General features: G+C 71.3%; 16 protein-coding genes and 1 tRNA gene. 9 read left to right on the forward strand and 8 right to left on the reverse strand.

Annotation, left to right across the window (positions count from 1 at the left end; all coding sequences use genetic code 11):
- Positions 1-117: 117 nt before the first annotated feature.
- Positions 118-1,425: an SAM-dependent methyltransferase gene (locus IE237_RS31920; RefSeq protein ID WP_189805622.1), complete on the forward strand. Its 1,308-nt coding sequence runs from the start codon at positions 118-120 to the stop codon at positions 1,423-1,425.
- A gap of 61 nt (positions 1,426-1,486) precedes the next feature.
- Here the strand turns inward: IE237_RS31920 and IE237_RS31925 are convergent, their stop codons facing one another.
- Together IE237_RS31925 and IE237_RS31930 are read right to left on the reverse strand one after the other, a co-directional pair.
- The gene (locus tag IE237_RS31925) at positions 1,487-4,018 is read right to left on the reverse strand and encodes an ABC transporter permease (protein WP_189805623.1); all 2,532 of its coding nucleotides are present in this window, start codon (positions 4,016-4,018) and stop codon (positions 1,487-1,489) included.
- Positions 4,019-4,074: 56 nt separating this feature from the next.
- Complete coding sequence (locus IE237_RS31930; protein WP_189805624.1) at positions 4,075-4,845, reverse strand: ABC transporter ATP-binding protein; 771 nt, start codon at positions 4,843-4,845, stop codon at positions 4,075-4,077.
- Positions 4,846-5,236: 391 nt separating this feature from the next.
- Here IE237_RS31930 and IE237_RS31935 point away from each other — a divergent pair.
- A tRNA-Leu gene (locus tag IE237_RS31935) sits at positions 5,237-5,321 on the forward strand.
- 8 nt (positions 5,322-5,329) lie between these two features.
- On the opposite strand, the gene IE237_RS31940 is transcribed toward IE237_RS31935, so the two are convergent.
- Entirely contained in the window at positions 5,330-5,947 is a 618-nt protein-coding gene (locus IE237_RS31940; protein WP_189805625.1) for a hypothetical protein, read from the reverse strand.
- A 184-nt stretch (positions 5,948-6,131) separates the two neighbouring features.
- On the opposite strand from IE237_RS31940, the gene IE237_RS31945 reads away from it, so the two are divergent.
- Positions 6,132-7,034: a Bax inhibitor-1/YccA family protein gene (locus IE237_RS31945; protein ID WP_189805626.1), complete on the forward strand. Its 903-nt coding sequence runs from the start codon at positions 6,132-6,134 to the stop codon at positions 7,032-7,034.
- A gap of 76 nt (positions 7,035-7,110) precedes the next feature.
- On the opposite strand, the gene IE237_RS31950 is transcribed toward IE237_RS31945, so the two are convergent.
- Positions 7,111-7,674, reverse strand: a complete 564-nt coding sequence (locus tag IE237_RS31950) for a TetR/AcrR family transcriptional regulator (RefSeq protein WP_189805627.1) — start codon at positions 7,672-7,674, stop codon at positions 7,111-7,113.
- 103 nt (positions 7,675-7,777) lie between these two features.
- Between IE237_RS31950 and IE237_RS31955 the strand changes: the two genes are divergently transcribed.
- Positions 7,778-8,650: an alpha/beta fold hydrolase gene (locus tag IE237_RS31955; protein ID WP_189805628.1), complete on the forward strand. Its 873-nt coding sequence runs from the start codon at positions 7,778-7,780 to the stop codon at positions 8,648-8,650.
- Positions 8,651-8,666: 16 nt separating this feature from the next.
- Here the strand turns inward: IE237_RS31955 and IE237_RS31960 are convergent, their stop codons facing one another.
- A complete protein-coding gene (locus IE237_RS31960; RefSeq protein ID WP_189805629.1) occupies positions 8,667-8,897 on the reverse strand; it encodes a DUF4287 domain-containing protein in 231 nt (76 codons plus the stop codon).
- Between the two features lie 109 nt (positions 8,898-9,006).
- On the opposite strand from IE237_RS31960, the gene IE237_RS31965 reads away from it, so the two are divergent.
- Positions 9,007-9,336: a hypothetical protein gene (locus tag IE237_RS31965; protein WP_189805630.1), complete on the forward strand. Its 330-nt coding sequence runs from the start codon at positions 9,007-9,009 to the stop codon at positions 9,334-9,336.
- 16 nt (positions 9,337-9,352) lie between these two features.
- Here the strand turns inward: IE237_RS31965 and IE237_RS31970 are convergent, their stop codons facing one another.
- The 3 genes from IE237_RS31970 to IE237_RS31980 all read right to left on the reverse strand — a co-directional run bounded on the left by IE237_RS31970 (position 9,353) and on the right by IE237_RS31980 (position 13,066).
- Positions 9,353-10,177, reverse strand: coding sequence for a hypothetical protein (locus IE237_RS31970; RefSeq protein WP_189805631.1), 825 nt, complete (start codon positions 10,175-10,177; stop codon positions 9,353-9,355).
- 288 nt (positions 10,178-10,465) lie between these two features.
- Positions 10,466-11,686 (reverse strand): acetyl-CoA C-acetyltransferase, encoded by a 1,221-nt coding sequence (locus tag IE237_RS31975; protein WP_189805632.1) that lies wholly within the window; start codon positions 11,684-11,686, stop codon positions 10,466-10,468.
- A gap of 381 nt (positions 11,687-12,067) precedes the next feature.
- Entirely contained in the window at positions 12,068-13,066 is a 999-nt protein-coding gene (locus IE237_RS31980; protein WP_189805633.1) for an SGNH/GDSL hydrolase family protein, read from the reverse strand.
- Between the two features lie 103 nt (positions 13,067-13,169).
- Here IE237_RS31980 and IE237_RS31985 point away from each other — a divergent pair, with 103 nt between their 5' ends.
- The 4 genes from IE237_RS31985 (at position 13,170) to IE237_RS32000 (ending at position 20,236) form a co-directional block, all read left to right on the forward strand.
- On the forward strand, positions 13,170-14,558 hold the full coding sequence (locus IE237_RS31985) for a cystathionine beta-synthase (protein WP_189805634.1): 1,389 nt from the start codon (positions 13,170-13,172) through the stop codon (positions 14,556-14,558).
- 544 nt (positions 14,559-15,102) lie between these two features.
- Positions 15,103-19,119, forward strand: a complete 4,017-nt coding sequence (locus IE237_RS31990; RefSeq protein ID WP_189805635.1) for a GDSL-type esterase/lipase family protein — start codon at positions 15,103-15,105, stop codon at positions 19,117-19,119.
- A gap of 12 nt (positions 19,120-19,131) precedes the next feature.
- Positions 19,132-19,614, forward strand: a complete 483-nt coding sequence (locus IE237_RS31995) for a hypothetical protein (RefSeq protein WP_189805636.1) — start codon at positions 19,132-19,134, stop codon at positions 19,612-19,614.
- A gap of 13 nt (positions 19,615-19,627) precedes the next feature.
- Positions 19,628-20,236 (forward strand): SMI1/KNR4 family protein, encoded by a 609-nt coding sequence (locus tag IE237_RS32000; RefSeq protein WP_189805637.1) that lies wholly within the window; start codon positions 19,628-19,630, stop codon positions 20,234-20,236.
- Positions 20,237-20,269 lie beyond the last annotated feature (33 nt).

Raw genomic sequence — 20,269 nt, forward strand, 5'->3', positions numbered from 1 at the left:
ACGGCCCTTCGCGTGTTTTGCCGACTTGTTGCGCGGCGGCGGGACTGTAAACGCCTACGGACGGTGTTCCCTTGGTGACGAGCATTTCTGGGGCACGAGATCACGGAGGTGTGCACCATGGCCGACGCCGCGTCGCGGCTGACGACTCTCGCCGAGGAACTCCTCGGAGGACCGCTCCCGGTCCGCCTGCGAGCCTGGGACGGCAGTGAAGCCGGCCCCGCGGGCGGCCCCGTCCTGATCGTCCGCGACCGCCGGGCCCTGCGGAGGATGATCTGGAAGCCCGGCGAACTGGGCCTGGCCCGCGCCTGGGTGGCCGGCGAGATCGACGTCGAGGGGGACCTCTACGAGCTCCTGGACCGGCTCTCGGGCCTCCTGTGGGAGCGCGGCGGGGAGAGCAGGGGCCTGCTGGAATCCGTACGCGACCCCAGGCTCCGCGCCGCCGCCCGTGCCCTGCTGGGGCTCGCCGGGCCCCTGCCGCCGCCGCAGCCCCCGGCCGAGGAGATGCGCGGCCGCAGCGGCAGCCGGCACAGCAGGCGCCGCGACAAGCAGGCGATCAGTCACCACTACGACGTGGGCAACGACTTCTACGCGCTGGTCCTCGGCCCCTCGATGGTCTACTCGTGCGCGTACTGGCCCGGTCCTGCCGCTGACGGCACCCTGGAGGAGGCCCAGCGCGACAAGCTGGACCTCATCGCCCGCAAGCTGAACCTGAAGGAGGGCGACCGGCTCCTCGACGTCGGCTGCGGCTGGGGCTCCATGGCCATCCACGCGGCCCGCGAGTACGGCGCCAGGGTCGTCGGCGTCACCCTCTCCCGCGAACAGGCCGCCTTCGCCCGCAAGAGGATCGCGGAGGAGGGCCTCACGGACCTGATCGAGATCCGGGTCCAGGACTACCGGGACGTCACGGACGGCCCGTACGACGCGATCTCCTCGATCGGCATGGCCGAGCACGTCGGCGCCGTGAAGTACCGGGAGTACGCCGACACCCTGTACGCCCTCCTGAAGCCCGGCGGGCGGCTCCTGAACCACCAGATCTCCCGGCGTCCCGAGCCCGACGAGGAGGCGTACGAGGTCGACGTCTTCATCGACGCGTACGTCTTCCCCGACGGCGAACTCGCCCCCATGGGCCGCACCCTGTCGACCCTGGAGGACGCCGGCTTCGAGGTCCGGGACGTGGAGGCGATCCGCGAGCACTACGCGCTCACGCTGCGCCGCTGGGTGGGCAACCTGGAGCGCGACTGGGACCGGGCGGTCCGGCTCACCTCGCCCGGCCGGGCCCGGATCTGGCGGCTCTACATGGCGGCTTCGGCGGTCTCCTTCGAGCGCAACCGGATCGGCGTGAACCAGTTCCTCGCGGTGAAGACCCCGGTCTCGGGCGTGAGCGGCACGGCGCTGCGGCCGCGCGTCTGGAACGAGAAGGTCTGACACGTGCGCGAAGGGCCGGATCCCCCGCGGGGATCCGGCCCTTCGCCTCGTGCGGGTGGTGCTACTCGGCCTTGATCGCGGAGAGCATGTTCAGCTTGGCCGCGCTCCGGGCCGGCCACAGGGAGGCGAGGACGCCGACCAGGGCGGCCAGGACCAGGAAGATCCCGATCCGGTCCCAGGGCAGGACCAGGACGTAGCCCGGGATCTCCTCCCTGATGGTCTCGCCGATCGCCCAGCCGAGGAACGATCCGAGGCCGATGCCGACGAGGGCGCCGAACACCGAGATGACCACGGCCTCCAGACGGACCATCCGCTTCACCCGGCGCCGGTCGAGGCCGATCGCCCGCAGCATTCCGATCTCCTGCTGGCGCTCGAAGACGGACATCGCGAGGGTGTTGACGACACCGAGGACCGCGATGATCAGGGCCATGCCGAGCAGGCCGTACATGATGTTGAGCATCAGGTTGATCGGGCCGCCGAAGGAGTCACGGATGTCCTTGTGGTCCATCACCGTGATCGCCGGGTTGTCGCCCATGGCCTTGGCGAGGGCCCGCTCGTTGGCCGCGGTCGCGCCGCCGTCGGCCGAGACGAAGATCTGACGGATCTCGGCCTGCTCCTCGTGCGCGGTGACCAGCTCGTGGTCGGCCAGGACCGGCGAGACGAACTCGTTGGCCTTGTAGACCGCGCCGACGGTCAGCTTGCCCTTCTGCTTGTCGAGGTACTCGACCGGGACGGAGTCGCCGACCTTCAGGCCGCGCTTCGTGGCGACGTCGTCGTCGACGGCGATCGTGTTCCCGCCGAGGGAGGACAGCGAGCCCTTCACGACGTCCAGCCTGAGGACCTTCTCGATGGCCCCGGGGGTGACGCCGGAGACCGAGGTGTAGTCGCCCTTCAGGTCGAAGGCGCCCGCCTGCTGGGGGGAGATCGCGGTGACGCCCGGTGCCTTCTCCAGGGCGGCCAGCGCCTCCGGGCTCAGGCTGTTGCCGCTGGCCATGGTGACCATGTAGTCGGCCTTGATCTGGTCCGTCGTGGCCTTGTCGAGGGCCGTGCCGACCGTGGCGCCGAGCACCGAGAGGCCGGTGACGAGGGTCAGGCCGATGGCGAGCGCGGAGGCGGTGGCGCCGGTGCGGCGCGGGTTGCGGACCGCGTTCAGGCCGGCGAGCTTGCCGGAGACCCCGAAGAGGTTCACGAAGACGGGGCGGATCACGGCGATCACGGGCCTGGACAGGAACGGGATCAGCACGATCACGCCGATGAGGGCGAGGAAGGCGCCGCCCGCGATGAGCATGCGGCCCTCGTCGCCGCCCTGGCCGGCGCCGAGGACGATGAGCACGGCACCGAGGGCGCTGAACGCCGCACCGATGGAGTTCCGTACGACGAGCGACTTGGTGCTCTCGGTGGCGTGGACGCTGCTCATGGCGGCGACCGGCGGGATCTTCGCGGCGCGGCGGCCGGGCAGCCAGGCGGCGAGCATCGTGATGAGGACGCCGACGGCGAAGGCGCTGACGGCCGGGGTGGCGGTGAGGACCAGACCGCCGCCGGGGACCTTCATCTCGAAGGCGCTCATGGCCGAGCGGAGCGAGACGGCCAGGCCGATGCCGAGCACGTAGCCGACGGCGGAGGCGAGCAGGCCGACCAGACCGGCCTCGGCGAGGACGGAGCGGGTGATCTGCTTGCGCGAGGCGCCGACGGCGCGCATCAGCGCGAGTTCCTTGGTGCGCTGGGCGACCAGCATGGTGAAGGTGTTGGAGATCAGGAAGATCCCGACGAAGAGCGCGATGCCCGCGAAGCCGAGGAGCACCTGGTTGAGCGCGCCGAGACCGGCCTCGATGTCCTTGGCCTGCTGCTCGGCGAGGGCCTTGCCGGTCTGCGCGGTGGCCGACTTCGGGACGACCTTCAGGACCTCGTCGAGGAGCTTGCCGTCGTTCGCGCCGGGGGCGGCGGTGACGGTCATGTCCCGGTAGAAGCCGGGCTTCAGGTAGAGCTTCTGGGCGACGGCGTTGTCGAAGACGACCAGGCTGCCGCCGGCGTTGACGGCGCCGTCCTCGGTGGTGAAGACGCCGGAGAGCTCGTACTCCTTCACCGGGCCCGTGGTCGCGACGCGGACGGTGTCGCCGACCTTGTAGCCGCCCTTGTCGGCGGTGTCCTTGTCGAGCGCGATCTGACCGGCGGAGGCCGGTCCGTTCCCGGAGGTGAAGGCGTACGCGCGGTCCTTGCCGTCCTTGCCGGGGGCGAAGTTGGTGCCCTTGTTGGACCAGCCGACGCCGATCAGCCTGCCGTTCTGGTCGGGCACGCCGGCGAAGCCGTCGACGCGGGGGGTGACGGAGGCGACCCCGTCGAGCTTCGCGACCTTGTCGACGTCCTGCTGGGAGAGGCCGGGGGTCTTCCGGGCCTCCTCGGCGGACGGGTACATCGTGACGGCGACGGCGACGTCGTCGTAGCTCTTGGCCGACTGGTTGCGGAAGGCCTGGCCGAGGGTGTCGGTGAAGACGAGCGTGCCGGAGACGAAGGCCACGCCGAGCATCACGGCGAGGACGGTCATCAGCAGTCTCGCCTTGTGCGCGAGCACGTTGCGCAGGGCGGTACGGAACATGGGTGTGTCCTGAACGGAAGGTGGGGCGGAGGTCGGGGCGGGGCTGCGCTGTGGCGTCAGCTCGTGCGGCCCTTGGCGTCGAAGGCCTTCATGCGGTCGAGGACGCCGTCCGCCGTCGGGCGGAGCATCTCGTCGACGATCCGGCCGTCCGCGAGGAAGATCACGCGGTCCGCGTAGGAGGCGGCCACCGCGTCGTGGGTGACCATGACGACGGTCTGGCCGAGCTCGCGCACCGAGTTGCGCAGGAAGCCGAGGACCTCGGCGCCCGAGCGGGAGTCCAGGTTTCCGGTGGGCTCGTCGCCGAAGATGATCTCGGGGCGGGAGGCGAGGGCGCGGGCCACGGCCACGCGCTGCTGCTGGCCGCCGGAGAGCTCGGAGGGGCGGTGGCTGAGCCGGGCGGAGAGGCCGAGCATGTCGATGACCTGCTGGACCCACTGCTTGTCGGCCTTGCGTCCCGCGATGTCCATCGGGAGCGTGATGTTCTCCAGGGCGGTCAGCGTCGGCAGCAGGTTGAAGGCCTGGAAGATGAAGCCGATCTTGTCCCGGCGCAGCTGGGTGAGCTGCTTGTCCTTCAGGGTGGAGAGCTCCGTCTCGCCGATCCGGACCGAGCCGGAGGAGAAGGAGTCCAGGCCGGCGACGCAGTGCATGAGCGTCGACTTGCCGGAGCCGGAGGGGCCCATGATCGCGGTGAACTCGCCCTGGCGGAAGTCCACGGTGACGTGATCGAGCGCGACGACCTGGGTCTCGCCGTGTCCGTAGACCTTCGAGAGATCCGTGGCGCGGGCGGCCACCGCGGTGGCGCGGGACACGGTGGGGGTGGTGGTCACGGGGGGACTCCTGTCACTGCGACGGCGATTCGGGAACCCCTCCATCGTGTCGAGCGTTCTGCTCCGGGTCGTCCGCCCACGTGCCCGTTCCGGGGGCCGTCTGGAGTCTGATCGGAGGTCCGGTCCCTCCTCCTTTGGGATGACGGGACCCCTGAGTCCGTCCGGCGGTGAAGCCGCCGGACGGAGGTGACAGACCTGCGACGACTTTTCGTCATTCCGGGGGGTGCGGCTTTGCGCCTGCGACCCCTGTCACAGTTTGACGAAAGGCCCCCCACCTGCACTGACGCACCCTCAGACGTCAATAAAATAAGACAACATCGGGCCGAGGTTCCGCTGATCGGGGGAAACCGTCCCGATAGGCTCATGTGCCAACGCGGAGCTTCGCGGCGACGCCCGGATGGTGGAATGCAGACACGGCGAGCTTAAACCTCGCTGGCCTTCGGGCCGTACCGGTTCGAGTCCGGTTCCGGGCACCACGGCTTCGCTAGTGGGCCAGGTTCCCCAGCAGCCAGGAGCCGTACTCCTCGGAGAGGAGCGGGCCCGCCTCGCCCGCTCCGCCGGTGATCGTGTCGTCGGCGATCTCGTCGCCCAGGCCGTCGTCCACGCCGCCGTCGACCAGGCGCAGGAAGCGGGGGATCAGGGGCCGGCCGCCCGCGCGGCTCAGCTCGGCCTCGTCCTCCAGCGCCGGTGCGGCGCCGTTGTGGGAGAAGTGGACCCCGCTCCGGTGGTCGATCGCCATCCGTTCCATGCTCGCGAGGGCGTAGCGGGCGGCGAGGGCGCCCTGCCCGGTGCCGCCGACGGTCAGCGGGTCCGAGCCGTACTGCTCCGCGAGCGCGCGCGTGACGACGTTCTGGACGGCCCCGCCGGCGCCGGTCATGGTGCTGTCGTCGGGGAGGCCGAACAGGACCAGGTCGTAGCCGCGCGCGTGAAGCTCCGAGAGGAGGGAGTACGCCGCGTGGTCGGCGCTCCCGGCGAGTTCCGCGAGCCCGGTGCCGGCGTCGCCGACGAGGATGACGGGTCTGGTGAGGTGCTCGCCCGCGGTGAACACCCAGGCGCTTCCGTGGCGGGGGACGTCCCAGACGGCGTTCGGTTCGGCGGTCATGCGGCTCTCCTGTGGAAGGGGCGGTTCCTGGCAGGGGCGAGCCTCGCGGAGTGGACCCCTCCGCCGCCGACGAAGATCGAAAACTTACGGGAAAAGATCCTCCCCGAGCACTAGGGAGTTTCTTTTGCCTACGCATTACCCTTGACGCAAGGCCGCGCCGTGCGGTCCGCCATGGAGGAGTGAGATGAGGAGCAGCAACCCGGTCTTCTCGCGACGGGGGTTCAGCCGCGACGCCGGCTACGCGGGCTTCAACGCGCAGCAGCCGCAGGCCGGGGGCCCCGCCGTCGGAACCAACCCGTACGCCACCGGCAACCCGTATGCCGAGGGCGCGACGAACCCGTACGCGACCAACCCGTACGCCCCGCAGGACACCGCGCTCGGCGCCCCGCAGCAGGCCCGCGGCAACGTGATGACGATCGACGACGTCGTGAGCCGTACGGCCATGACGCTCGGCACGGTCGTGCTCACCGCCGTCCTGTCCTGGCTGCTGCTGCCGGTCGACCCGGCGAACCTCGGCAAGTCCTACGGCATCGCCATCGGCGCCGCCCTGGTCGCGCTCGTGCTGTCGCTCGTGCAGTCCTTCAAGCGCAAGCCGTCCCCCGCGCTGATCCTGGGCTACGCCGCCTTCGAGGGCGTCTTCCTCGGTGTGATCTCCGCCGCCGTCTCGACGTACATCGCCGACGGTGTGGTCATCCAGGCGGTCCTGGGCACGATGGCGGTCTTCGCCGGTGTGCTCATCGCCTACAAGATGGGCTGGATCCGGGTCAACCGCCGCTTCTACGGCTTCGTGATGGCCGCCGCGATGGGCTTCATGCTCCTCATGGTGACCAACCTGCTGTTCGCGGTCTTCGCCGGCGGTGACGGCCTCGGCTTCCGCAGCGGTGGTCTCGGCATCCTCTTCGGTGTCATCGGCATCATCCTGGGCGCCTGCTTCCTCGCCCTCGACTTCAAGCAGGTCGAGGACGGCGTGACCTACGGCGCGCCGCGCGAGGAGGCCTGGCTGGCCGCCTTCGGTCTCACCATGACCCTGGTGTGGATCTACCTGGAGATGCTGCGTCTGCTGTCGATCCTGCAGGGCGACGACTGACGCACCCCCTGACTCGGGGGGAAGGGCCCGTCCGGCTTCGCGCCGGGCGGGCCCTTCCGCGTGTCCGGGGCCTGTCCTAGGAGGCGGGGGCCGCGTCCAGCAGGACCCTCGCCGCCGCCTTCGCCTGGGCGGCCGGTTCGGGGGAGCCGGTGATGCCCGCGACGGCCATGGCGCCGTTGGCGAGCAGGGCCAGCTGGTCGGCGAGGACGGGCGGCGCGCCGAGGGCGTCCGTCTGCTCGGCGAAGTAGGCCCGCAGGGCCTCCTTGTGGTCGCGGGCGATGCCGGCGACGACCGGGGTGACCCCGCCGAGCTCCCCGAAGGTGTTGATGAACGCGCAGCCCCGGAACCCGGGCTCCGCGAACCAGCCGGCCAGCCAGTCGAAGACCGCGAGGGCCCGCTCGTACGGCCCCTCGGCGGTCCGTGCGCCGTGGCCGGTGAGTGCGGCCCGTACGGCCTCGTCGCGGCGCCGCAGGACGGCCTCGACCAGGAGGTCCTTGGACGGGAAGACCTGGTAGAGCCGCTTCAGGGAGACCCCCGAGGCGGTGCGGATGGCGTCCATGCCGACGGCCTGCACCCCCCGCTCGTCGAAGAGCCCCTCCGCGGTGTCGAGCACCTTCCGCTCGGCGGTTTCCGCGTCCATCGTCCGATCACCCCTTGCGTGGAGAACCATCGTTCTCGTAGTCTACAGGGCATCGGGAGAACGCTCGTTCTCTCGGTCGGAAACCGAAAACGGGGAGTCAGTCATGTCCGCATACGCCCTGCGCGCCCGCACCGTCACCGTCGACGGGCTCGACGTCTTCTACCGGGAGGCCGGCGATCCGGCGAACCCCACCCTCGTCCTGCTGCACGGCTTCCCGTCCAGCTCGCACATGTACCGGGGGCTCATCGCCGACCTCGCCGACGCGTACCACCTGATCGCCCCCGACCACATCGGCTTCGGTGCGTCGGCCGCACCGGCCGTCGAGGACTTCGCGTACAGCTTCGAGAGGCTCACCGAGATCACCCTGGGACTGCTCGACAAGCTGGGCGTCGAGAGGTTCGCGCTCTACATCCAGGACTACGGCGCGCCGATCGGCCTGCGGATCGCCTCCCGGCACCCCGAGCGGGTCACCGCGATCGTCAGCCAGAGCGGCAACGCCTACCTGGAGGGGTTCACGCCCTTCTGGGACGTGCTCTTCGCCCACGCCCGGGACCGGGCGGCGAACGAGGCCGGCGTGCGGGAGCTGCTGACCGCCGGGGCCACCCGCTGGCAGTACACCCACGGCGTGCCCGCCGACCGGCTCGACCGGATCGCCCCCGAGACCTGGACCCTGGACCAGGCCGGCCTCGACCGGCCCGGCAACAAGGAGATCCAGCTCCAGCTCTTCTGGGACTACCAGTTCAACCTGGACGGCTACCCGGCCTTCCAGGAGTACTTCCGCACCCACCGGCCGCCGCTGCTGGCGGCCTGGGGGCGCGGCGACGAGATCTTCGGGCCGGCCGGTGCGGAGGCCTTCGCCCGTGACCTGCCGGACGCCGAGATCCACCTCCTGGACGCCGGGCACTTCGCCCTGGAGACGCACGGCGAGGAGATCGCCGGACTCGTCCGCGACTTCCTCGGCCGGCACGTGGGGTGACCGGGGCCGGCGGGGCTCAGAGCAGTCTGCGCGCCGCCCGCCGCAGGTCGTACTCGTGGATGATCGCCTTCGCGTGGCCGTACGCCAGCTCGTGCGCCCCGCGGAGCCAGCTGACCCGCTCCTCGAAGCGGAGGAGGGAGGGACCCTCCTCGACGGTGCGCATCCAGTCGGCGATCTCACGACCGGTGCGGCGCGGGATGCGGGCCAGCAGGTTGCGGTGGGTCTCTTCGGAGAATGTGTGCGACATCGGCGCCTCCGGACGCGTCGTACCGTGTGCTCCTCGTACTCCTTCCCGTCACCGTGCCGAAGCCTGAGGCCGTTGGCAAGGGCGCCGGGAGGGCGCGTAGGGTCGCCGGGTGCGCGATACGAGTGAACTGACCGCCGCCGTCGAGCGGTTCGCCGACCGGCTGCGGGCGGCCCCGCAGAGCCGCCTCAAGCAGGCCGGGGCGGCCGAAGGGCTGGCGCTGGCCAGGGAGTTGTCGGTGCGCGCCCAGCGTGCCGAGGACCCGGAACGGGAGCCGCGGATCATGCCGGACGCGGGCCTGTTCGCGGTGGGCGACCAGCTCGCCGTCGCCGGGAACGACTTGGCCGAGATCCTGCGAACGGCCCCGGCCGGCTCCCACGAGGGGGAACTGGGCGAGGCCGTGAGACTGGTACGGGAGGCGGCGGAGCGCGCGGGGCTGTAGCGCCCCCTGCGCGGGCCTACAGGGAGGCGATCACGCGGTCCGCGAGGATGTAGACGTTCTCCTCGTCCGCGTCGCCGTACGAGAAGGTCAGGGCGAAGGCGCCCGAGACGCCCGAGCCGCCGAGCAGGACCGGGGTGCGGCCGGCGCGCAGGGCCTCGGCCAGGCGCTCCGCCGTCTCGCGGTGGCCCGGGGTCATACAGAGCGTGGTGCCGTCCGCGAAGACGTACACGTCGAGCGTGCCGAGCGGGCCCGGGCGCACGTCGGTGAGCGCGGTACGGGTGTCCGCGAGCTCCTCCAGGCGGGCCACCGTCCGCTCGTGGTCGGTGACCACGGGCGTCTGCACCGGCACGAAGTCCGGGTGCGAGGGGTGCCGGCGGCGGGCCGCGGCCAGCTCCGCGGAGTCCTCGGGGTACTCGTCGAAGGAGTCCAGCGCGTCGGGGCCGTCGAGCGCGGCCGCCTCCGCCTCCATGGCCTCCAGGGCCATCGCCTCCAGGCCCACGAAGTCGGCCTGGCGCGGCACGAAGAAGGTGCCGTCGTCGACCGGGCCGCCCAGACCGCCCAGCAGGGACGGGGCGTCGGCCGCGTCACGGGCCTCCTGCGCGGCCCAGAAGGCGCGCGCCTCGGCGAGCTCGCGCTCGCGCTCCTCGGCCAGCGCCTCGGCGACCGCGGCCCGTATCTCGGCGGCCGGCGTGGCGCGCGCCGCCGGGACCGTGACGCCGTGACCGGCGGCCAGCTCGCCGCGGAGGGCGGTGACCTCCTTGCGGAGACCGTGGACGGCGTGCAGGGCAGCAGCGCCCACGGCCGTGGCGGCGGCCGTGGTCAGCAGCAGGGCAAGAGACATGGCGCTCACTGACGTACTCCCGATTCCGAGTCGATCCCCCGACTTCCTACATCAGCTTGTCCCGGGGTGGTGCCCGCTGTCAGTGCATTACGTCACGAATTGGACAGGTATTTCTGCCAGGTGTTTAGTCCCGAAACCGCTCTGACCTGGGAAAACGAACTCCCCCGGGACGTAGGTCACATCCTGGGGGAGATTCGGTCACGGCTCGGACGCGGAGCGGTTGACGCGCTCGGTCCCTGGAGAGCGGGGATCCGGGCGGGGCCGCCCCGGGCGGGCGGCCCGGACGGGTCAGCTCAGGCGCTCGATGACCATCGCCATGCCCTGGCCGCCGCCGACGCACATGGTCTCCAGGCCGAACTGCTTGTCGTGGAACTGGAGGCTGTTGATCAGCGTGCCGGTGATCCGGGCGCCGGTCATGCCGAAGGGGTGGCCGACGGCGATGGCGCCACCGTTGACGTTCACCTTGTCCAGGTCCAGGCCCAGGTCCTGGTAGGACGGGATGACCTGGGCGGCGAAGGCCTCGTTGATCTCGGCGAGGTCGATGTCGCCGATGGTCAGGCCGGCGCGCTTGAGGGCCTGCTTCGAGGCCTCGACCGGGCCGAGGCCCATGATCTCGGGGGAGAGGCCGGAGACGCCGGTGGAGACGATCCGGGCCAGCGGGGTCAGGCCGAGCTCGCGGGCCTTGGTGTCGGACATGATCACGAGCGCGGCGGCGCCGTCGTTCAGCGGGCAGCAGTTGGCGGCCGTGACCAGGCCGTCGGGGCGGAAGACCGGCTTGAGGCCCTGCACGCCCTCCAGGGTGACGCCCGCGCGCGGGCCGTCGTCCGCGGAGACGACCGTGCCGTCCGGCAGCGTCACCGGGGTGATCTCGCGCTCCCAGAAGCCGTTCTTGATGGCCTGCTCGGCGAGGTTCTGCGACCGTACGCCGAACTCGTCCATCTCCTGGCGGCTGATGCCCTTGAGGCGGGCCAGGTTCTCCGCGGTCTGGCCCATCGCGATGTACGCGTCGGGGACGATGCCGTCCTCGCGCGGGTCGTGCCAGGAGGAGCCCTCGGAGGCGGCGACCGCGGCGGTGCGGGCCTCGGCCTCGGCGAAGAACGGGTTGTGCGTGTCGGGCAGCGAGTCCGAGTTGCCCTTCACGAAGCGGGACACCATCTCGACACCGGCCGAGATGAAGACGTCGCCCTCGCCCGCCTTGATCGCGTGCAGCGCCATGCGGGAGGTCTGCAGCGAGGAGGAGCAGTAGCGGGTGATCGTGCAGCCCGGCAGGTGGTCCATGCCCATCTGCACGGCGACGATCCGGCCCAGGTTGTTGCCCTGCTCGCCGCCGGGGAGGCCGCAGCCGAGCATCAGGTCGTCGATGTCGCGCGGGTCCAGCTCGGGCACCTTGGCCAGGGCGGCCTGGACGATGGTCGCGGTGAGGTCGTCCGGCCGCAGGTCCTTGAGGGAGCCCTTGAAGGCCCGGCCGATGGGCGAGCGGGCGGTCGAGACGATCACGGCTTCGGGCATCACGGCTCCATGAGGGTGCGGAGTGGGCGGACTGAAAGGGAAGTTACCCGTACGTACCGCCGGGGTCACCGTTGCCGGTATGTGATGCGGACCTCTTTTCTAAGCGAGCGCTCAGTCGGACCCGGCCCGCGCCTCCGCGTTCCGCGCCCGGACCCGCACCTCAAGGGTGCCGCCACTGGTGGCGCGGGTCCAGGCTCGCGAGCCTCTGGCGCCGGCAAGGGGCGCCGTCCGTTGTGCCCACCCCCCCCCAAGCTCTCGGCTTCGCTCGAACAGGGGGACCCCCATCGCCCTGCGGAACGATTGCCCACAACGGCCGGGCGCGGCCCGCAGCGGGGTGGGCACCGCCCAGCGGAACGATTGCCCACAACGCGTGGGCGCGCGTCACGTCTGGGCGTCCTCCGGCGTAGGGGTCTCCGTCGGGACGGGCAGGCGCCGGCGTCTGCGGTGCTTCAGGAGGGCCCACGGCGCACGGGCCCCGGTGACCTCCGTGCCCGCCTCCTTCGCGGCCTCCGCCGCCGCCTTCGCCACCGGCAGCATGTTCTCCCGCCGGGCCGGCTCCAGCCGGTCCGTTTCCGGCCACACGCCGAGCGAGGCGCACAGCGTCGGCAGCATCGCCATCGCGGCCGTCGCGTACCCCTCCGCCGAGGGGTGGAAGTTGTCGATCCCGAACATCTCGCGCGGGTTCGCCGCGAACTCCGGCCCCAGCATGTCCCCCAGCGACACCGTCCGGCCGCCCTGCTCGACCACCACGATCGTCTGGGCCGCCGCCAGCTGGCGCGAGGCCCGCCGGGCCAGCCGGCGCAGCGGCTGGTAGACCGGCTCGATCGTGCCCAGGTCCGGGCAGGTCCCGACCACCACCTCCGCGCCGGCGGTCCGCAGGCGCCGGACGGCCGAGGCGAGCAGCCGTACGGACTCCGTCGGCGGCAGCCGGTGCGTGACGTCGTTCGCCCCGATCATGATCACGCACACGTCCGGCGGCCCGAGCGGCTGGGCGAGCAGGAGCGACACCTGGCGCTCCAGGTCGTCCGAGCGTGCCCCCGACAGCGCCACGTTCCGCAGGACCACCGGCCGCTCCGCGACCGCCGCGAGCCCGGAGGCGAGGAGGGCGCCCGGTGTCTGACCCGAGCGGCGCACCCCCTGGCCCGCCGCCGTGGAATCACCCAGAAGGGCCAGCCGCAGCGGGTCGTCCGTGCCGAACGCGCGGCCGTAGAGGCCGTCGGCCACCGGCGGCAGCGGTGCCGGCACGCCGTAGACCGTGCGCTTCGCCAGCTGTGCCTCGGCCAGGAGGACCCCCACCGCCGCCACACCGATCAGTCCGATGCTCCCGCCGCCGTACGCCGCACCCGCGGCGATCCGCCGCGCCACCCTCGCCCTCGACATGGGGCCGTCACCTCCTTCAAGCCGTTCAGGGTCTAACTGCCCCGTAACCCGCTCCGACTACGCATACGCTGGCCACACCATTACGGAGACCCCGGAGATTACGGTGCAATTCCACGACTCGATGATCAGCCTCGTCGGCAACACCCCGCTGGTGAAGCTCAACAACGTCACAGCGGGTATTCAGGCGACCGTTCTGGCCAAGGTCGAGTACTTCAACCCCGGAGGCTCGGTCAAGGACCGGATCGCCGTGCGCATGATCGAGGCGGCCGAGCAGAGCGGTGAGCTCAAGCCCGGCGGCACCATCGTCGAGCCCACGTCCGGCAACACCGGCGTCGGCCTGGCGATCGTGGCCCAGCAGAAGGGCTACAAGTGCATCTTCGTCTGCCCCGACAAGGTGTCGCTCGACAAGATCAACGTGCTGCGGGCCTACGGTGCCGAGGTCGTGGTCTGCCCCACGGCCGTCGACCCCGAGCACCCCGACTCGTACTACAACGTCTCGGACCGGCTCGTCCGTGAGACGCCGGGCGCATGGAAGCCCGACCAGTACTCGAACCCGAACAACCCGCGCTCGCACTACGAGACCACCGGTCCCGAGCTGTGGGAGCAGACGGACGGGAAGATCACCCACTTCGTCGCGGGTGTCGGCACCGGCGGCACCATCTCGGGCACCGGCAACTACCTCAAGGAGGTCAGTGGCGGGAAGGTCGAGGTCATCGGCGCGGACCCGGAGGGTTCGGTCTACTCGGGCGGTTCCGGCCGCCCGTACCTGGTCGAGGGCGTGGGCGAGGACTTCTGGCCCACCGCGTACGACCGGAACGTCACGGACCGGATCGTCGCGGTGTCCGACAAGGACTCCTTCCAGATGACCCGCCGCCTCGCGAAGGAGGAGGGCCTCCTCGTCGGCGGCTCCTGCGGCATGGCCGTCGTGGCGGCCCTGGAGGTCGCCAAGGAGCTCGGTCCCGACGACGTCGTCGTCGTGCTGCTCCCGGACTCGGGCCGCGGCTACATGTCCAAGATCTTCAGCGACGAGTGGATGGCCGGACACGGCTTCCTGGAGGACACCTCCACCGCCACCGTCGCCGACGTCCTGCGTCACAAGGAGGGCGGCCTGCCCTCGCTCGTCCACATGCACCCGGACGAGACGGTCGGCCAGGCCATCGAGGTGCTCCGCGAGTACGGCGTCTCCCAGATGCCCATCGTGAAGCCCGGGGCCGGCCACCCGGACGTCATGGCCGCCGAGGTCGTCGGCTCGGTCGTCGAGCGCGAGCTCCTCGACCACCTCTTCACCAAGAAGGCCTCCCTGGAGGACCCGCTGGAGCAGCACATGAGCGCGCCGCTGCCGCAGGTCGGCTCCGGCGAGCCGGTCGCCGACCTGATGGCCGTCCTCGGCGAGTCGTCCGACGCGGCGATCGTCCTGGTCGAGGGCAAGCCGACCGGTGTCGTCAGCCGTCAGGACCTGCTGGCCTTCCTGGCCAACGGCGGCTCGAAGTAGCCGGTACGCGGCAGTTCGCGCAACTGGTACGAGGGCGACACGTACCCGCAGCACCCGCTTAACACGCGTCCGGCACATTGGTGGTCGTCGGCGTCACGGACTTCCGGAGCGGCTCCCGGGCCTCCACAGACGCCGCGGACGCGGTGACCGGCCCTGACCCGGGCCCGTGTCCCTCGCGGGGACCGCCGTCGTCCCGCCCCCCGGTGACGGGGGTGCGGCGGTCCCCGCGCCGACCGCCTCGCACGACACCGTCGGGCCCTCCGCTTCCGCGGGGGGCCCGACGGCGTGCGGGCACCGGACACGGGCTGACGATCATGCTCTGGTCAACCGGGCGGCCGGGCACTACTGTCGCAACGCGCCTGAGGATCACCTGGGTCGCGCGGGGAAAAGGTGCCGTCGTGCCGGGAGTTCCCGGGACGTCCCGACTCCGCCGGGCACCCTTGACCGCCACCGCTGTCATGATCATGATCACGTGTGGCGTGGGAGCACGGCCACCGTTTCCGGGGGGAGGCATCCGCGCCGTTCGAGCCTCTAAGGAGCGACGTTGAGATTCCTCCGTACGACGCGAGCACCCCTGGCAGCGGTGGCTGCCGGGGCCCTGCTCGCGGGACTGACCCAGGCCGCGGCCTGGGCACAGCCCGGGCCCGCCGCCCCGCCGGCGCCCGTCACCACCGCGACCACCCCGGCGCCGGACAGCGTTCCGCCCGCCGACAGGGCCGAAGTCCTCGGCAAGGACTGGCAGAAGTCCGCCGACATCGCCTGGACCACCACCGGCGACGCGCAGGGCTTCCACCTGCTGACCGCCACCGAACAGAGCGGCTACGCCTGGAAGACGCTCGCGTCCCTGGCCGAGCCCGGCTTCGACGTGGACCAGTGGATCGGCAACGCCTGCGTCACCGGTTCCGGCAAGCGCGCCGTCGTCGTCTACGCCCCGCGCACCTTCACCAACGACCCCCGCCTGATGGCCCGCGGCGGCTTCACCGCCGTCGTCGACCTCACCAGCGGCGCCGTGACCAAGCTGAAGGTCAACGCCTCGCTGTCGTACTACAACCCCGGCTGCGGCGCGGACGAGGAAGCCGTCCTCACCCAGTCCCCGGGCGAGGACAGGAAGCAGACCCGCCTCTTCCGCGTGAACACCGTGACGGGCCAGGTCGGCGAGCCCGTCGTCGTCGACGGCCAGATCACCTCCTCGGTCCCGGCCGGCGCCGGGAAGATCGCCGCCGCCTCCGGGCGCACCCTCGTCGAGATCGACGGCAAGGGCAAGAAGAAGAAGCTCGCGACGACCGGCACCGTCCCGTACCGCATCAGCAGGGACAACGACGGCGGCTACGTCTTCCTGGAGCGCGACCAGCGCGACAGCCTCCAGGAGAAGGAGACCGCGTTCGTCCGCCGCTGGGCGGACAAGAAGGTCTCCAAGCTCGGCCACGGCTCCCTCGCGAACGCCGGCCTCACCCGGGTCGGCGGACAGGTCTACCTGACCGGCGACGTCGCCCCGGAGACCGGCGCGAGCCTGCCGAAGTCCGTCACCCGGCTGTCCGGGGTCCACAAGGACGCCACGCTGTCCACCAAGGGCCAGGCGATCGTCCAGCACACCGTCTGGGCCGACAACATCGGCTCCCCGAAGTACCTCCAGCGGGAGAAGGCCTCCGACGTCCGCCCGGTGAACATCGACACCACCCTGCGCGACACCGGCAGGAGCGTCGACTTCACCGTCACGCCCATGGACGCCACCTCCCCGAAGTGGGAGACCTCCCGGACCCCGTCGCCGCTCCTCGGCACCTCCCGGGGCGGCGGCACCGACGGCGACGCGGGCGGCCCGACGGCCCAGACCGCCGGCGCCCGCGCCCTCACGGCCACGGCCGCCGCCGACACGGCCGGCTCGTCCAACGAGATCGTCGAGTCGGAGCGCACCTGCTCCGTGCCCCGCAACGACCCCCGCAACCAGGCCATGCAGCCCAAGCCGCGCCAGGTCGAGTGGGCCGTCGACAAGGCCATCACCGGCAAGCTGAACATCGGCGCCTCGCGCCCGGCGAACTGGAAGAACCTCGGGATGCCGGCGTACGCGCCGCAGAGCCTCTTCCCGAACCCGGTCCTCGAAGGCGGCGGCCGCGTCCCCGCGCAGGTCCTCCTCGGCATCACCGCCCAGGAGTCGAACATGTGGCAGGCCTCCCGCTCCGCGGTGCCCGGTGTCACCGGCAACCCGCTGATCGGGAACTACTACGGCGTCGACTACTACGACGGCAACTCGGCCAACGACTGGGACGTCAACTGGTCCAAGGCCGACTGCGGTTACGGCGTCACCCAGGTCACCGACCACATGCGCTACGCCGGCCGTGAGCACGGCAAGGGCGGCACCGCCTGGGACTACCAGCAGCAGCGCGCGGTCGCCCTGGACTACGCGGCCAACGTCGCCGCCGGCATCGGCATCCTCGTCGACAAGTGGAACACGACCCGGCGCGCCGGACTCCAGGTCCACGACGGAAACCCCGCCAAGCTGGAGAACTGGTTCTTCGCCCTGTGGGCGTACAACTCGGGCTTCTACGAGAACGTCAACGGGAACGACGCCTGGGGCGTGGGCTGGGCCAACAACCCCGCCAACCCCGAATGGGACGCCGGCCGCCTGCCGTTCATGGAGGACCGCCTCGGCAACGAGGACGCCTCCGCCGCCGCGCGCCCGCAGCACTGGCCGTACCCCGAGAAGGTGCTCGGCTTCGCCGCCCACCCGCCGTCGTTCCTGGAGTCCCCGGGCGTCCTGGTCGCGGCGTTCCGCGCCGCCTGGTGGAACGGCACCACCGAGGACGCCACCGTGGTGGGCTCCGCGAAGTACAACCGCGCGCGCGTGAAGCCGCCGGAGGACCTCTTCTGCGGCGTCTACAACTGGTGCGAGCCCTCCAAGATCTCCGACGGCGCGAAGAACGAGCCCGGAGCCGGCCCCTGCACGCGGGACGACTTCCACTGCTGGTTCCACCTGTCCGTGCAGTGGAAGACCGACTGCTCCTACTCCTGCGGCAACGAGCTCTTCCGCTTCACCTCGCCGGACTACGACGCCGAACAGGCCGACGGCACCGCCTACCCGCCGAACTGCAGCCGCTCCGGTCTGCCGTCCGGCGCGCTGATCGTCGACGACCTCCCCGGAGGCACACCGGCGGTCAGGACGGGCTGCGGCAACAGCGACTGGTCCAACTCCGGCACCTTCACCGCCAGTTTCCCCGGTGAGTCCGGCGTCGCCCACGACGGCACCGGCGCCACGGTCTACCCCGGCAAGATCGACATGCACCAGCTCGGCGCGGGCTTCGGCGGCCACTTCTACTTCGGCCACACCCGGGACCTCACCGCGAAGGGCGACCGCCTCAACTTCACCGGCACCTGGACGCTGAACCAGGGCCGCACCGACTGGATGCGCGTCCTGGTCCACCTCCCCGACCACGGCGCCCACACCCAGCAGGCCCGGTACGACATCGACACCGGCAGCGGTTCCTTCAACCGCCACCGGTACGTCAACCAGAAGCGCGGGACCAACGGCTGGATGTCCCTCGGGGCGTACCAGATGAACGGCGTGCCCCGCGTCAAGCTCACCACGGAGAGCGAGGACGGCACCGGGGACGACGACGTCGCCTTCGACGCCGTCGCCTTCCAGCCGCTGCCGGGCAAGCCCCAGCAGGTCGTGCAGATGGGCGACTCGTACACCTCCGGCGAGGGCGCGGGCTCGTACGCCAAGGAGTCCGACAACGACATCGACGTCAAGTCCCGCTGGAACGCCTGCCGGCGCAGCGCCAACTCCTGGGTCCGCAAGACCACCCTGCCGGGCCGGTCGGCGTCGATCGGCACCCTCGCGGACAACTTCTCGTCCGAGCTGGAGCTCCAGAACGTCTCCTGCTCCGGAGCGCGCTCCTGGCAGATGACGACGGGCAACGCCGTCGACGGCAACGGCAACGAGGTCTGGGGCACCGACGGCAACTTCCACGAGCGGTTCCAGATCGACTCCGGTGTCCTCAGCGGGGACACCGACCTGGTGACGCTCACCGTCGGCGGCAACGACGCGGGCTTCCCGCAGGTCATGCAGGAGTGCGCCCTCACCGGCTGCCCGGCCGAGGCGGACGTCCACAAGGACATCGACGACGCCATGGTCGGAGTCGAGGACCTGCTGCGGAAGATCCACACCGAGGCGTGGGGGGCGAAGATCGTCCTGCTCGGCTACCCGCAGATCTTCAACGAGGACTCGCTCACCTGCGTGAGCGGCGTCGGCGGCGCGGGCATGATCCGCATCAACGACAACGCCGTCTACATGGAGGGCAAGCAGCGGGCCGTCGCCGACAAGCTCAAGGCGGAGGGCCTGCCGGTCTTCTTCGAGTCCCCCGACGGGGACTTCGCGGGCAGGCGGGCGTGCGACTCCCCCGAGGGCATCAACAAGATCGTCACCGCGGGGAAGGGTCCCGGTGACTTCAAGTGCGAGCTCGGCGGCACCTGGTGCATCAGCCGTGAGAGCTACCACCCCAACACCACCGGTACGACGGCCTACTCCCAGGCCTTCCGCCGTGCGGTGGACAAGCTGCCCAAGTAACCTCGGGACACAGTGAAAGCAGAACGCAGAGGCGGAACCGCACCCTGGGCCAAGGTCCTGGGTGCGGTTCTGCTCGTCCCCGTCGTGGCGCTCGTCGCCCTCTTCGCCCTCTCCCGGGTCCGCGAGTCCGGCCGGGAGCACGACGCCTTCGAGGCCACCCGCGCGGACGCGACACGGTTCGCCGACACCCTCGTCGCCACCAAGGGCGTCACCCCCTCCGACCAGGACGTCCGGGACGCCCTCGACGGCTTCGCCGGCCACGGCCCGCGCCTCGGGCTGCTCGTCGGGGTGCGCCCCGCGGAGCACGGCACCCGGGTCTTCGTCCACTTCTCCCGCCCGTACGAGCGGGGCATGTCCCTCTTCGGCCCGTCCGACGCCATGGCCGTCCGCTGCTTCACCATCGAGCTCCCGGAGGCGACCCGGGACCGGCCCCGGGTCACGGCCCACGGACCCGACGTGTCCTGCACGACCCTGGCCGCCTCCACCCCGAACTGACCGGGAGAGCCCCATGGATCCCGCACACGACGTCGTCTCCGCCTGGACCCGGATCGTCCACCGGCTGGAGGAGCACGTGCCCGCCGCCGCGCGGACGCTCAACCCGCCGGCCACGGACGCCGAGCTCGGTCGCCTCGCGAACGCGCTGGGGCGTCCCCTCCCCGGGGAACTGGAGGCCTGGCTGCGCCTGAACAACGGCAGCACCGCCCTGGACACCCGCACGCCGATCCCCGGGGGCGACCGTCTCGACCCTCATCCGGACTCCCGGCTCCTCCCCGGCGGGGAGGTCTTCCTCGACTGCGCGAGCATCGCCGAACGGCACGCCCAGCACCTGCGGATCGCGACGGACATCGGCGACGAGGACTGGTGGCCGCCGGCGTGGATCCCCGTCCTCGCCGAGGCCGACGCCCACTACGGGCTGCTCCTCGACACAGGCGGCCGCCGTGAGGGCGCCGCGCCGGTCCTGTTCTACAGCGAGACCGACTACGCCAAGGTCTACGCCCCGTCCCTGGGCGCCGTCCTGACCGCCGTGGCCGACATGCTGGAGCACGGCGGGGGAGACTCCGCGCTCACGCACGGGCGGTACCCGTCCGTCCAGGACGGACACCTGGTCTGGGACTGACGGGTCCGGGGCCGTACACGGGCGGGGGCCCGG

This window comes from Streptomyces tanashiensis (assembly GCF_014648895.1).
GTDB classification, from domain to species: Bacteria; Actinomycetota; Actinomycetes; order Streptomycetales; family Streptomycetaceae; genus Streptomyces; species Streptomyces tanashiensis.